This window comes from Mariluticola halotolerans (genome assembly GCF_021611515.1).
Taxonomy (GTDB): Bacteria; Pseudomonadota; Alphaproteobacteria; order Rhizobiales; family Devosiaceae; genus Mariluticola; species Mariluticola halotolerans.
The window spans coordinates 244,807-257,573 of record NZ_CP090960.1; the positions used below are offsets into that span (position 1 = coordinate 244,807).

13 protein-coding genes are annotated in these 12,767 nt (G+C 58.9%); 2 read left to right on the forward strand and 11 right to left on the reverse strand.

What is annotated here, in order from left to right; translation table 11 throughout:
* Window positions 1-5: 5 nt before the first annotated feature.
* Together L1P08_RS01225 and serB are read right to left on the reverse strand one after the other, a co-directional pair.
* Window positions 6-557, reverse strand: a complete 552-nt coding sequence (locus L1P08_RS01225; RefSeq protein ID WP_303618198.1) for a GNAT family N-acetyltransferase — start codon at window positions 555-557, stop codon at window positions 6-8.
* The gene (gene serB / locus L1P08_RS01230; RefSeq protein ID WP_303618199.1) at window positions 554-1,426 is read right to left on the reverse strand and encodes a phosphoserine phosphatase SerB; all 873 of its coding nucleotides are present in this window, start codon (window positions 1,424-1,426) and stop codon (window positions 554-556) included. Before serB ends, L1P08_RS01225 begins: the two co-directional genes overlap by 4 nt.
* 12 nt (window positions 1,427-1,438) lie before the next feature.
* Between serB and miaA the strand changes: the two genes are divergently transcribed.
* Window positions 1,439-2,317: a tRNA (adenosine(37)-N6)-dimethylallyltransferase MiaA gene (gene miaA, locus L1P08_RS01235; RefSeq protein ID WP_303618200.1), complete on the forward strand. Its 879-nt coding sequence runs from the start codon at window positions 1,439-1,441 to the stop codon at window positions 2,315-2,317.
* 88 nt (window positions 2,318-2,405) lie between these two features.
* On the opposite strand, the gene L1P08_RS01240 is transcribed toward miaA, so the two are convergent.
* The 5 genes from L1P08_RS01240 to L1P08_RS01260 all read right to left on the reverse strand — a co-directional run bounded on the left by L1P08_RS01240 (window position 2,406) and on the right by L1P08_RS01260 (window position 7,836).
* Window positions 2,406-2,666 carry a YMGG-like glycine zipper-containing protein gene (locus tag L1P08_RS01240; RefSeq protein WP_303618201.1) on the reverse strand — a complete coding sequence of 87 codons (261 nt, stop codon included), beginning with the start codon at window positions 2,664-2,666 and terminating at the stop codon, window positions 2,406-2,408.
* Window positions 2,667-2,921: 255 nt separating this feature from the next.
* On the reverse strand, window positions 2,922-4,529 hold the full coding sequence (locus tag L1P08_RS01245) for a hypothetical protein (RefSeq protein WP_303618202.1): 1,608 nt from the start codon (window positions 4,527-4,529) through the stop codon (window positions 2,922-2,924).
* 197 nt (window positions 4,530-4,726) lie between these two features.
* Entirely contained in the window at window positions 4,727-5,170 is a 444-nt protein-coding gene (locus tag L1P08_RS01250) for an aconitase X swivel domain-containing protein (RefSeq protein WP_303618203.1), read from the reverse strand.
* A complete protein-coding gene (locus L1P08_RS01255) occupies window positions 5,167-6,441 on the reverse strand; it encodes an aconitase X (RefSeq protein ID WP_303618204.1) in 1,275 nt (424 codons plus the stop codon). Before L1P08_RS01255 ends, L1P08_RS01250 begins: the two co-directional genes overlap by 4 nt.
* 57 nt (window positions 6,442-6,498) lie before the next feature.
* Window positions 6,499-7,836, reverse strand: coding sequence for an FAD-dependent oxidoreductase (locus tag L1P08_RS01260; protein ID WP_303618205.1), 1,338 nt, complete (start codon window positions 7,834-7,836; stop codon window positions 6,499-6,501).
* A gap of 216 nt (window positions 7,837-8,052) precedes the next feature.
* Between L1P08_RS01260 and L1P08_RS01265 the strand changes: the two genes are divergently transcribed.
* Complete coding sequence (locus L1P08_RS01265) at window positions 8,053-8,973, forward strand: LysR family transcriptional regulator (protein ID WP_303618206.1); 921 nt, start codon at window positions 8,053-8,055, stop codon at window positions 8,971-8,973.
* A 35-nt stretch (window positions 8,974-9,008) separates the two neighbouring features.
* Here L1P08_RS01265 and L1P08_RS01270 read toward each other — a convergent pair whose 3' ends face one another.
* From L1P08_RS01270 to L1P08_RS01285, 4 genes are all read right to left on the reverse strand, one after another.
* Window positions 9,009-10,322 (reverse strand): TRAP transporter large permease, encoded by a 1,314-nt coding sequence (locus L1P08_RS01270; protein ID WP_303618207.1) that lies wholly within the window; start codon window positions 10,320-10,322, stop codon window positions 9,009-9,011.
* The gene (locus L1P08_RS01275) at window positions 10,319-10,831 is read right to left on the reverse strand and encodes a TRAP transporter small permease (RefSeq protein ID WP_303618208.1); all 513 of its coding nucleotides are present in this window, start codon (window positions 10,829-10,831) and stop codon (window positions 10,319-10,321) included. Before L1P08_RS01275 ends, L1P08_RS01270 begins: the two co-directional genes overlap by 4 nt.
* Before the next feature lie 83 nt (window positions 10,832-10,914).
* Complete coding sequence (locus L1P08_RS01280; protein ID WP_303618209.1) at window positions 10,915-12,033, reverse strand: type 2 periplasmic-binding domain-containing protein; 1,119 nt, start codon at window positions 12,031-12,033, stop codon at window positions 10,915-10,917.
* A gap of 207 nt (window positions 12,034-12,240) precedes the next feature.
* Window positions 12,241-12,753 carry a MarR family winged helix-turn-helix transcriptional regulator gene (locus tag L1P08_RS01285; protein WP_303618210.1) on the reverse strand — a complete coding sequence of 171 codons (513 nt, stop codon included), beginning with the start codon at window positions 12,751-12,753 and terminating at the stop codon, window positions 12,241-12,243.
* Window positions 12,754-12,767: the final 14 nt, after the last annotated feature.

Sequence of the window (12,767 nt, forward strand, 5' to 3'; positions counted from 1 at the left end):
GCGCTTTAACGCGCCGGATTTGCCATGCGATAGGTGACGTGTGTTTTGACCGGACTGTCGGCCGGGACTTTTGGATGATCGAAGCTGGCTTGAGGATCATGCCGCATGCCGATTTTTTCCATTACCCGGCGTGAAGGCAGGTTGCCCTCAAAGGTGATGGCGACAATTTCCGGCAGGTTGAGGGTTTCAAAGCCATATTTGAGACAGGCCTGTGCCGCTTCCGGCGCGTAATCGTGGCCCCAGGCCTTGGGGCTGATGCGCCAGCCGATTTCGACCTCCGGATTGCCGGGGATGCAGGCACTGACCGGCGCCTCCAGCCGGGAGATGCCAACGATGCCGATCAGCTGGCGTTCCGGCTTTAGTTCAGTTGCGAGAAAGCTGAAGCCATTATCCGCCATGCCTTGTTGATAGCGCTTGACGGCGGCGTTTGAATCGGCCTGTGTCATCGGGGCGGGGAAATAACGGGTGCTGGCCGGATTGGTGTTGATTGCAGCCAGTGCTTCTGCGTCGTCATCGATAAAAGGGCGCATCAGCAAACGCGCCGTTTCGATGATCATCTGACGAAATCCTCGTCGCCATAGCCTTGCAGATAGAGCAGGGCCGTGAGATCGCCGTGATCAATGCGGACGCGCGCCTGTTCGGCGACAGCGGGCTTGGCGTGCAGGGCGACGCCAAGGCCTGCGCCCCGGAGCATGGGCAGATCATTGGCGCCATCGCCGACGGCGAGCGATTGGGCTGTGGGGATCTGTTTTTCGGCCAGCAGGGTTTCGAGGCGCACCAGTTTGGTGGCCTTGTCGACAATCGGCTTGGTGACTGTGCCGGTGAGCACGTCGCCGTCGGTTTCAAGGACATTGGCGACGGCTTCATCAAAGCCGATGCGCTTGGCGAAATGATCTGCAAAATAGGTGAAGCCGCCGGAAATGAGCGCGGTATAAGCGCCATAGGCCTTCATGGTGTGGACGAGGACGCGGCCGCCGGGGGCGAGGGTGATACGCTCGCGGCGCACTTCTTCCATTGCTTTCAGGCTGAGGCCCTTGAGCAGGGCGACCCGGGTCTCGAGCGCTTCGCCAAAATCCAGTTCACCATTCATGGCGCGGGCGGTAATGTCGGCAACCTGGTCCTTGAGGCCGAGGGCGTCTGCCAGTTCGTCAATGCATTCCTCGTTGATCATGGTGGAATCCATATCGGCAATGAGGAGCTTTTTGCGGCGGTTGGCCAGCGGCACAAGAGCTGCGTCGATGGGCTGGCCGGCCAGCAATTCGCGCGCGTCGGCTGCCGGATCGGTTGACTTTGGCTTGATGATCTCGCAGGCAGTGCCCTGGGTCAGCCAGTTCAGTTCACCGCCGACTTCACGGTGGACTTTATCGACCAGTGTTTTGGTGAGGGCAGGATCGGCAGGATTGGTGATGAGGCAGAGAACGGACATTGGTGCGGCCTAATGGGTGTTGCAAGGCGAGCAGTGTTGATAGCGGGTCCGACTGCCAGCGGCAAGTCGGCTTTGGCGCTGGAGAAAGCACGTGCGCTGGACGGGATCGTGGTCAACGCGGATTCCATGCAGGTTTATGACAGTCTGAGCATTGTCACGGCACGGCCGCAACCCGATGAACTGGCGCAGGCAATGCACAAACTCTATGGCTTCGTGCCGGCTGCGACGCGGTTTTCGACCGGCGGGTGGCTTGCGGCTGTGAGCGAGGTTATCGCTGATCCGGGGCTGGGTGATCGCCCGCTGATTTTCACTGGTGGGACCGGACTTTACTTCGATGCCTTGATAAACGGGGTGGCGGTGGTGCCGCCTGTGCCGCAGGCCGTGGTTGAGCGGATTGAGCATGAGGTTGGCGCGCTTGATCGTGAGGGCCGCAGAGCCATGCTGGCGGCGCGGGACCCCGCAATGGTGGACCGGTTGCCGGAACCGGACCGGCAGCGGCTGGTGCGGGCGCTGGCGGTGCTGGAGGCCACAGGCAAGTCGCTGGCGGCATGGCAGGATGAGACGCAAGCCGGGTTGCTGGACGGCTTTGAGGTGGAGCGGCTGGTGTTGAACCCGGACCGTGACGTCTTGCGCGACCGGATTGCCCGGCGGTTTGCCGCGATGGTTGATCAGGGTGCGGTGGAAGAAGTGGCTGGATTGATGGCGCAGAACCTTGATGCGCGCCTGCCGGTGATGAAAGCGATCGGCGTGCGTGAGATTGCGGCCTGGCAGGCGGGTGAGATGAGCCGTGAGGCTGCAATTGAGCGGGCGATTATCGGCACGCATCAATATGCCAAACGGCAACGCACCTGGTTTCGGAACCGGATGGGCGACTGGGACTGGATCGAGTAGAGCCGGTCGTCACGGCTTTCGGGGGGCTGAAAACAAACACGGCGACCCTGAGGGTCGCCGTGTTCATTATGCAATCTGCGTGATGCACTTAGCCTTTGGGGCAAGCCGCGCGATAAAGCTCACCACGACGGTCGCGGTAGTAGCACTCGCTGGGGTTGTCTGCGACACGGCCGATAACCGCACCGGCAACACCGCCAACAGCAGCGCCAACAGCTGCACCAGCAACGGAATTGGTGGCAACGCCGCCAATGATCGCACCGGCACCCGCACCCACGGCTGCACCTTTTTCAGTGGTTGAACAGGCGCTGAGCGACATAAGTGCTGCGGCCAGAATGAATAGCTTCTTCATATTGCGTCTCCTTGTAATGGTCGTAGAACGTTTGCGCTCGCGTTTGGTTCCATCGGAGCGAAAAACAATCAGAGCGTCAAGCCACGCCCCAATTGCAGCGAGATTACGATGATTGGGCTGTAATCCCCACCTTGTTAGCAAGTATTCGGTTAAATTTCGGTTCTTATTCTGCCGCGCGGCAAAATGATCGCCATAATCCGGCCTGAATCGCGACGAAGAGGAAAACGTTCGATATTTGCCTTGCTTCCAAGGCGTCTAGTGCAAGAGCAGTGCTTCGTCCTTGCTGCCTGACGATATCGAAAGCCCTGCAATTTCCAGTGCTTCAAATATATTGTCCAGATCGGCCTTTTGGAGGCCCAATGTGCTGAGAAACGGCCTTAACCTGCTCTCTGCATCTGGCATGAACTTGCGCAGCCGCGCCAGCGCGTCCTCTGCCTCTTCCTGCCGGCCCTGCCGCGCATAGATCATGGTTTCGAAAAGGGACGGGTAAATATAGGAATCCATGCGCATGCGCGGGATGCGCTGCAGCGCGGCTTCGAAATTGCCATCCAGATATTTGCGGAATACCAGCGGCAGGTGATACCAGCCCGGTGGGAAATTGGTGATGGCAATGGACTTGCGCACCAGAGCCAGCCCCCGGTCCCATTCGCCACTATAGGCAAGCGGGCCGCCATAGAGCCGCAAGGTCATGGAGTGATTTGGGTTAAGGCGGAGGGCGGTTTCGCCGGATTCCCTGAACTCGTCAAAACTGCCATTGGCATGATGCGCCAGCCCCAGAACCAGATGGGCCAGTGAATTGCGCGGGTCCAGGTCGACGGCGGTGAGGGCTTCGCGCATCATTTTTGCGACTGCGGTTGCCCGATCGTCGAAATGACCATGTATGTGCAGGTAACGGTACATGGCAAGCGTCGCCCATGCGCTCGCATATTTCGGGTGATCGGTCACCGCTTGCAGAAGATTCTTTTCGATGGTGGCCGAGAGGTCCGGGCTTGGGCTGCGAAAATAGGCGTAAGCTGCCAGCACAGCCTCGTAGGCGGATGTGCTGGCGAGGGGCTGGGCATGTTCTGCGGGAACCGGCAGATGGGGCAGGGGGCCAAACGGGTCGGCGATTTCTACCGCGATGGCACCGGCGACTTCTTCCTGAACATGTATCATGCCGGCCGCGGAGAATTCGGCGTCATAGGTTTCAGACAGCAGCAGTTCCTCGGTGACGGCGTTGCGCAACTGAATGCCGACACGGAGTGTGTCGCCTGCGCGACGAATTGTGCCCTGAAGCAGGAAGTCTGGCGCTCGCTTGCCTGGATCGGGCAGGGTGTCGTCCGGCCCGGTATCAGGTTGCACGAGAATTTCGCGAAACCGGGACAGGGCGTTGAGAATTTCCTCGGAAAAACCGAGGGCGAGATTGCCCAGCGTTTCGCCCTCACTCAGATCGCGCAGCGGTTTTACCCGGACAAGCGGGCCGGTTGGCATGCGCGTGGCGTAATCGCGAACTTCGCCGCTTGTTTCTGGATTGAGTTCTTCAAAGGGAACATTGCGCTCGAACCGGGGAATGTAATTGCCCTTGGGCACACGGATGCGCACGGGCTCTGTCTGACCTGCCTGGCGGTAATAGAGTTCAAGCTTGTCCCGCAGACGGGCGGCGTGAACCCGGACGCTGGAATCCACCTGGGCGTCAAAGCTCTCCTGGCGGCCGAGCACGTCGAGGGCGATTGTGTATTCCTTGATATTCTCGGCGCGGCCTGTGAGGGTTTCCTCAACGATGTAGGACAGAAAATTCTGAAGGATGGTTGAGTTCTCGAACAAGTTGGAATGCACAACTTTTTCCAGATGCGCGCGGATGCGTGTTTCGTCGAATTGTTCCATTGTGCACACGTCAGAAGGGGTTCGAGTCCTCCTGCCTCCCACGCACAGTGTTACGTTAAACGCACGTTAAGTCCATGTTAAATTGCAAACAGACGCGTTTGGAAGCTTTGTGCCGGGGGTGTTTGGGCGGCGCTGATTTTGTTTAAGGGGCTGTTTTTGTTGTTGATTTCATGCGAGGCGTCAAGGCGCATGCATGCTTATATATGTTTTTTAGTGACGGTGACTGTACCTGCATCTGCGTCGACGACGACCCAGTCGCCTGTTTGAATAACGGTCAGAGGATCAGGTTCGCAGGCGGTCATGGCCGGGGCGCGGGTGACGACGGCACCAAGAGCGATCTTGGTGGTCATGCGGGTGAAGATCATGGCGGCGGGGGCGACCTTGTTCAGCCGGGTCATGTGAAAGAAGGCCGACCAGCCTGACGAGCCCTTGGCACCGGGAAAGACGAGGATCTTGCCGGCAAAGCTCTGGCCAACCAGTTCGTGACGGCGTTCGATGATGGAGCCGTCGCGTTCATTGATGCCGCCCCAGCCGGAAATGGTTTCGTCAGTGACGAGGGCTTCGCCCTCGGCGCGGCCGCCAACGACCTTGCGGCCCTTGAGGATCAGCGTGGTGTCGGGCATTTTGGGTTTCGTGCTCACTGGATGCCTCCATTCCACTGACCGGTTATGGCGGCGTCAATGCAATCATTGACCGAGCCGAACCAGCCCTGGACCTTGGCGATGGCGGGCAGGTAATGGGCCTGTTTGGCGCTGTCGGTGGCCATGACACGAACGCCGGGCGGCAGGCGCCGGGAAATGGCGGGGCAGGTATCGCTCATGACCACGCCACCGGCGGCGGTGATGATGTCGCAATAACCATTGCGGTCGGCGACCTGTTTGAGGGCGCGCGGAGTGTGCACCCAAAGCGCCACATCGGGATGGACTTTCTTGTCCGTCAGCATATGGGCGATTAATGCCATCTGTTCGATGGAATTATGCGGGCAGCCGAGCATGATGAAATCTACCTTGCGCTCGGTGGCGCTTTGAATTTTTTCATAGGTCTCGCGGCGTTGGGCGCGGCCATAGCGGAAGGTTGCAAGGCTTTTTTTCGGGCCAAAGGCCTCTTCGATGCTTGCGGCTTCGGGGGTGACACCGGGAATGTGATACATCTCGACACCGCCCGAGGAGGCAGCGGCTGCCCCGAAATGCTTGAGCTTGATCAGATTGGGCTGATGGCTGATGCCATTGAGAACCGGAATGTTCTCCTCGACCTGCTCGCCGAGCCAATAGCCCAAAAGTCCCCAGTCCATCATGTCATCAGTTTCCACATCGACCTCGACCAGGTGCGAGCCGTAGCGGTTTTCGGTGATATGGTAGCCCCAATAGGGGATGCGGCCGGTCAGCCCGGCGGCACCTGTGCTTTCCTTGCCCTCAACATTGGTGCGGGCACCGAGCACGGAATTGCAATAGATGACTGCTGAGCTTTCCATCCAGGCGCAATGTTCCCCTTTTACCGGGACATTGCCGACCTGATAGGGGGTGCAGGTGGCGAACATGTTGACGCCGCGCGCGCCAAGATATTTCTCGGCACCGCGCTGCATGTTGATCAAGTCCTCGCTGGCGCCCTGCAATTTCCAGTTATCATTGTCGATGCCAGTGATGAGCTGGCAGGTATTGGCGGCCATATGCGGAATTTCGACAACCTCGTCGCTATCGAGATTGAGTTCGGAGAAAACGTGATCCATACCCTTGTCGACAATCGCCTTGACCGAGGGTGTCGAGGCGTTGAAGGCACCGGCAACATTATTGGTTTCGACCAGACGCTCTGCGCCAAGCGCCTCACCATAACGCACCAGCAGGTCCATGGCGCGGGCCTTTGCCCGTCCATGATCGCCCTCGAGCATCGATTTTTCAAAATCAGTGAGCTGCATAATGTCTTCCCTTGAGCGATTGATGGAAAGCCGACAGGCGTCCTTCCGTCGGATAGTCTAGTGCCGTGGGGCGGTGTCTGAACCGGTCCAGCGGTAATGCTGTTTTTCGACGTTGTCGATGACACGGGCCTTAAGAGCGGCCTTGTCGATAGCATGTACACTGTTGCTGCCTGCAAGATCGAGGGCGTGGGCCGCGGCCATGCCCATGGCGATGCAGGGGCCCATGACGCGGACGCTGGAGAGCGCGGCTGAATCGCCGTCGATGCAGCGCCCGGCGGCGACGATATTATGCGCCTTTTCGGGCAGGAGGCTGCCGAGGGGAATGTAATGGGCGTGATGCTCGTCAAAGGTGATCCAGTGATGGCCATCGCTGTGGTCATGTAGTTCGATGGGCCAGGCTGTGCGGCCGATGGCATCGTCGAATTTCGTGCCGGCCTGAATCTCATCGACGGTCAGGTGGTGACTACCCTTGATCCAGCGGGTCTGCCGAATGCCGGGAAAACCGAAGGAGCGGATGCGCGCTTCGCCGAAACATTCGGGGAATTCGGCTTTGAGAAATTCGACGGCGAGAACGGCCTGTTCCTTGCCTTCGAGTGCCTTGGCGGACGCTTCTACCGGATCGAGAGGGGTTTCTATGTGGGTCATGTTCATGGCGGCGATGCCCCGACCAGGGATGGTGAACGCCAGGCCTTCACGCCGAAGAAGACCGTATTTCTCGCCGCGCTCTTTCATGCGCGCGCCAATTTCGTCTCGTGTTGGCTGGTTTTCCTCGTTGATATTTTCGAGGACGACCATCTGCGTGCCGAAAACACCACCGGTTTTAGGGACGCGGCATTCGAGGCCGGCCTGCCAAACGAGGGCTGCGTCACCGCTGGCCTCGACATAGCCTTCAGCCTCGATCGTGACGGGGCCATAGCGGGTCATGAAATCGGCACTGGCCATGCGGCCGTTTTCCATATGGGTGTCCTGCAGCATGGCACCGAGGACCACGGTGATGCCTGCTTCACGGATGCTTTTTTCCACCCAGCGGCCGAGCACGACTTCATCATAATAGACGACGGTGGTGTTGGGGCCATGGCGATAGTGGATGGCCTTATCTTCGCGCTCGAGGAAGTTGAGGAGATCGTCGCCAATGCCATAGGTGAACTGATAGCCATGGGTGCCGTTGGAGAACAGACCACAAAAGGTTGCGATAATGGAATTGACGGCCTGACCGCCCAGAACGGGCTGGCTATCAACCAGGACAACCTTGCGGCCAAGCTTTGCGGCCTGCAGGGCGGCGGATACACCGGAAATACCTGCGCCTACCACGCATATATCGGCCTGTAGTTTGCGTTGTGGCTGATCGTGCTCTCGCTTGACGATAAGTGTCTGCGTGCTCAGTGATGTCGCCAAGTCAAATCTCCCCAGGTGTGCGCCGCGTGCGGAAATATTCCTGTAGCAACTGGTACTTATGGCCAATCAACTGCAGGCTGCGGCAGTGCGATAATTGTTCTGTGGAGCATGGTATCCAATGTGACCTTGTAAAAAACGCGTCATTTGAATCTATCAGCTTTCGCGTTTCGCGAAATATAGTAGGGTTGGGCACGGGGTGAGAGATGGGAGAAGCCAATGGACACGCTGGACAATATCAGAACGTTTCTGGCGACGGTGCGGTCGGGCAGTTTTTCGGCTGCGGCGCGCGATCTGGGCACGGTGCCATCGGTGGTCACCAAACGGATCAACCGGCTTGAAGACCAGTTGAAGGCGACGCTGTTTGTCCGCTCGACGCGCAAGCTGGTGCTGACCGATACGGGGGAGCGTTATTATCCGCGTTTTCTGACGGTGATTGCGGAAGTGGATGACGCGTTTCGAGATGTGGCGCGTTCGCGCTCAAGAGTTGAGGGCAAGTTACGCATCAAGTGTCCGACGACGTTGACTGTCTCGTATTTCGGGGACGTGCTCACGGCGTTTCAGGTGGCCTATCCTGATGTGCAGGTGGAACTCGTGTTGATGGACAGGTCGGTGAACCCGGTTGAAGAGGGGTTTGATGTCGCCATCGGGGCCTTGCCGTCTGCCTATGCCAATGTTGTCGATGTGCCCTTGTGCCCGATGCCGCGCATGCTGGTGGCGACCCCAAGCTATCTGGAGAAGTTCGGTGTGCCGCAGCATCCGCGCGACTTGATCGAGCATGATTGCCTTACTTTCATGGCAACGGGGAGTAGTTGGGATTTCAAGGGCCCGACAGGCGCGATCAATGTGGATGTTCGCTCCAAGTTCAGTGTGAACGACAGCAAGGTGCTGATGATGGCGGCACTGCGTGACTTGGGTATTGGGTTGGTGGCACGGCATATTGCGGTGCCTGATGTGATGGCGGGGCGGTTGGTGGAGGTGCTGCCCGGGTTTCCGACGCCTGATCTATGGGTGAAGGCGCTGGTGCCGCAATTGCGGCGGAATGATCTGGCGGTCCAGGCCGTGCTGGAATGGCTCAAGGACGCAACGCAACCGACCACGCCATGGGACCGTGACGTAGACGCCTCGGCGGCGCGATAAGTAAGAAGGGCGGCACATGGTGCCGCCCTTGGTGTCTACATGGAGTTCGGGAGGAATAGCGAGATTTGCGGGAAACCGATCAGCAGGGCCATGATGATGACCTCGCAGAGCAGGAACCAGCCGACACCCCTGAAGATGGTGCCGAGTGGTATGGTGTCTCCCACAACGCTCTTTACCACGTAGACGTTGAACCCGACGGGCGGCGTCAACAGCCCGATTTCGATGTATTTGACGATGATCACACCCAGCCAGATCGGATCGGCACCGACAGCGGCGAACATGGGCTGCATGATGGGCAGGCTGAGCAGCAGGACGCCCAGCGGATCAAGGAACATGCCAAGGATCAGGTAGACCACGGATGCTGCGATGACGAGAAGCAGCGGATCCAGCGCCCAGATGCCCATGAGGGACCCGAGATAGGCGGGCATGCCGGTGAGGGCCAGAAACTTGGTGAACATCACCGCCCCATAGGCGACAAAAAGGAGTGACGCTGTGGTGGTGACCGCTTCAAGTACGCTGGTCCAGAGGACCTGAAAATTGAGCCGGCCCTGACTTGCTGCGATAATGCAGGCGAGCAAGGCACCAGCTGCACCAGCTTCCGTTGGGGTGAACAGGCCGCCATAGAGGCCGCCGATAATGCCGATGATGAGGACCAGAAGAGGCCAGACGGGCATGAGCGATGCCCAGCGGTCCCGCCAGATGGTGCCGCGTTCATCAAGCGGCAGCGCCGGGGCAAGCTTTGGGTTGAGCTTGCAACGGGTGATGATCATGATCGTATAGACGGTCGCCGTGAGCAGGCCGGGCAGGACGCCAGCCATCAGGAGCTTGGTGATTGAGACCTCGGCAAATACGCCATAGATGACGAACATGATGCTAGGCGGAATGAGGGCGCCGAGCGTGCCGGCACTGGCCACCACGCCGCTGGCAAGACCCTTGTCATAACCGGCCTTGAGCATTTCGGGGATGGCGAGGCGGCTCATGGTGGCGGCAGTGGCGACGCTGGAACCTGAAGCTGCTGCAAAGCCGGCGGAGGCCATGTTGGTGGAGACCGCGAGGCCGCCGGGCAATTGGCTGAACCACAGGCGCGCGGCCCTGAACAGGGAATGGCTGATGCCTGTATTGTGGGCGATGGCGCCCATGAGGATGAACATGGGGATGGCGGAAAGACCCCAATTGGCAGCGACCTCGAAGGGGGTTTGCTGCACGACGCTGAGGGCGACGTTGATATTGCGCTGAATGGCGAGGCCAAAGAAGGCGGTGACGCCGAGCGCTACACCAATGGGCAGGCGCAGGGCAATCAGGCCGAGGACGGCGACGAGGCCGAATGCGCCGAGAAGGGGGCCGGTCATTCGCTGGTTTCCTTATCGGTACGGGCGGCTTTCAGGTCGCTGAAAATCTGCAAAAGAACGTAAATCGCCATGACGGCAAAGCCGACAGGGATGACCCAGCGGGAAGGCCAGACATCGACATAGCCATTGGCGGATTCCCAGGCTTCGCCGATTTTGGTCTTGGCGATGGCCACAAGGGTTACCTGATAGGTGAACATGGCGACATAGCCCAGGGTGACGATGCCGGCAAACGCATCAAGCAGTTTGATTTTGCGGCGGGGCAGGTGGGCGGTGAACAGTTCGACAATGATGTGGCCGCGTTCGCGGGCGATCCAGGCGATGGGCAAGAAGGCCAGGGCAACCATGTAATAGGCGGTGACGATTTCCAGCGTGCCGGGCAGGGGGTGGTGGAAAAAGGTGCGCCCGATAACATCGGCGGATACGTGCAGCATCATGGCGATAACCAGAAGACAGGCGATTGATGTTGCGGAGCGCGCAACCCAATCCAGCCCGGTTTTGAACTTTGACATGGCGTTGTGCTCATATTTGGAAGTGATGGGCGTTGGCAGGGAAATGTCCCGGGCGACGCGGACGCGGCCCGGGACGATGATGCCTACATATCTTCGGGATCGAGCTTTGAGTAAACCTCACGGTTCAACGCTTCGGTGAACTTGTCGACATCCGTACCGATTTCCGTGGCGAGTGTCTGCCATTTGGCCAGTGCCGTTTCATAGGCCTGCAACAGCTCTTCAGCGTTCTCGACACCGGCATCTGTTGCCTGGGCGATGTTGCCCTCGCGCTGGCTGGCGACGCGTTCGGCCATAACGGCTTCGAAGTCTGCTCCACCCGTGACGAAATTGATGCCACGTGACATCGCATCGGCACGAATGTCGTCATCAACTTCGATCTGTGCCTTGATGGTGCCAATGGCGACCAGTTCAGCGGCATTGTCGATATGTGCCTTGCGGGCTTCCGGGGACATGTCGTTCCAGGCGTCGCGGTTGAGATACATCAGCAACGGGGGGCCGGCCATGCCAAGGGGGAAGTCGAGAACGTCGGTGACGATGTCCATATAGCCGTAGTTCTTGAGCCAGGCGAGGGAGCCGTGGACGCATTCGACGACACCGCGCTCAAGCGCTGCGGTGGCTTCGGCGGGGTTCATGGCGACCGGGGTGGCACCGGCAATGGTCATGGTCGAAATGCCGCCACCAGAGGCGCGTACTTTCACACCCTCCAGGTCAGCGACGCTGGCGATCGGCCGGCGGCACATCAAGAGATAGGGCGTGATGTTGTAGCCGGCGAAACCCACGGCGTGATTGCGTTTATATTCTTGCTTGCACTGCGGGCAGTTGAGGAGAAGGACCTCGTTCATTGCGCCAGCGGCTGCAACGACGTCGTCACCGGCAAGCGTGGTATTGAAAATGAAGTTGGTTGCCGGCAATTCGCGCGGCGTGTAAGGCGCCATTGTGGTGCCGCCATCAATCAGATTGCCGCCAACGGCCTCAACCGTGCCGGGGCCACTGGTGAGCTGACCGCCGGGAATGAGGTTCCATTCGATCTCGCCGTTGGTCGCTTCCTTGATGCGGTCGAAATAGACGGGCAGCGAGATGACATTGGTGGTGGCGTTTGCGCCCATCCATGAGCCGTAGATCAGTTCCTTTGCTTCGACAGCACCTGTCATGGCCGCACACGCGGCGAGCGTCAGGACAGCTTTTTGCAGCTTGATTTTCACGATATTCCTCCCTTTTCACCATGACCGACGGCTTTTGCCTGTCTCATCACGTTGGCAAAAGCTAGCAGTCTGCATTTGGGAATAACAAGCGCAAATGAAGCTGAGGTGTTTTCGCGAAATGGAAAAATTCGGCGTGGTGAATTGTTGCTTTTCGAGGTTTGCCCTGCAGCAGAATGCGCGCTGAATCGCTGAGATTGCGGCAGACGTTTATTCGAGCGTATTGTCGGCCTCGGTTTTATTTTCCGGCCAAGCTGCGTTCATCTGATCTGTATTGGCCAAAATTGTTTCGAGCAAGCCGCGCAATTGGGCGAGATCATCGGCGCTCAGGCCAGCGGTGATGTGACTGACGCGCTTTGCGCTTATTGCGCGCAATTCCTGATGGAGGGCAAAACCTTCGGGGGTGAGCGCTGCCAGGGTCGCCCGGCCCCGGCTGCTGGTGACCCTGAGTGTGACCAGGCCGTTCTCATTGAGTGCCTTGAGGGCGCGGCTGGCAGCGCCTGTATCCAGATCCGCTGCAATGGCCGCATCGCCGATTGTCAGCTCCTTGACGTCACCGAGAACGAGGAGAAGGCGCCATTCCTGCACGCCGACGCCGAAATGAGTGCGATAAAAGCTGGATGCAAAGCGGCCAAGACGATTGGCGACACCTGAGAGCAGAAAGACGACACTCTCGTCTATCAATTTACGCGCATTTTCCCGCAAGTCTGTGTTCTCGGTCACGTCAATTTCCTCCG

Bases quoted from the DNA above. Each gene is read 5' to 3' on its own strand.
- L1P08_RS01270 (WP_303618207.1), bottom strand. From the start codon at position 10,322: ATGACCGGCCCCCTTCTCGGCGCATTCGGCCTCGTCGCCGTCCTCGGC.
- L1P08_RS01275 (WP_303618208.1), bottom strand. From the start codon at position 10,831: ATGTCAAAGTTCAAAACCGGGCTGGATTGGGTTGCGCGCTCCGCAACA.
- miaA (WP_303618200.1), top strand. From the start codon at position 1,439: ATGGGTGTTGCAAGGCGAGCAGTGTTGATAGCGGGTCCGACTGCCAGC.
- L1P08_RS01245 (WP_303618202.1), bottom strand. From the start codon at position 4,529: ATGGAACAATTCGACGAAACACGCATCCGCGCGCATCTGGAAAAAGTT.
- L1P08_RS01225 (WP_303618198.1), bottom strand. From the start codon at position 557: ATGATCATCGAAACGGCGCGTTTGCTGATGCGCCCTTTTATCGATGAC.
- L1P08_RS01265 (WP_303618206.1), top strand. From the start codon at position 8,053: ATGGACACGCTGGACAATATCAGAACGTTTCTGGCGACGGTGCGGTCG.
- serB (WP_303618199.1), bottom strand. From the start codon at position 1,426: ATGTCCGTTCTCTGCCTCATCACCAATCCTGCCGATCCTGCCCTCACC.
- L1P08_RS01240 (WP_303618201.1), bottom strand. From the start codon at position 2,666: ATGAAGAAGCTATTCATTCTGGCCGCAGCACTTATGTCGCTCAGCGCC.
- L1P08_RS01255 (WP_303618204.1), bottom strand. From the start codon at position 6,441: ATGCAGCTCACTGATTTTGAAAAATCGATGCTCGAGGGCGATCATGGA.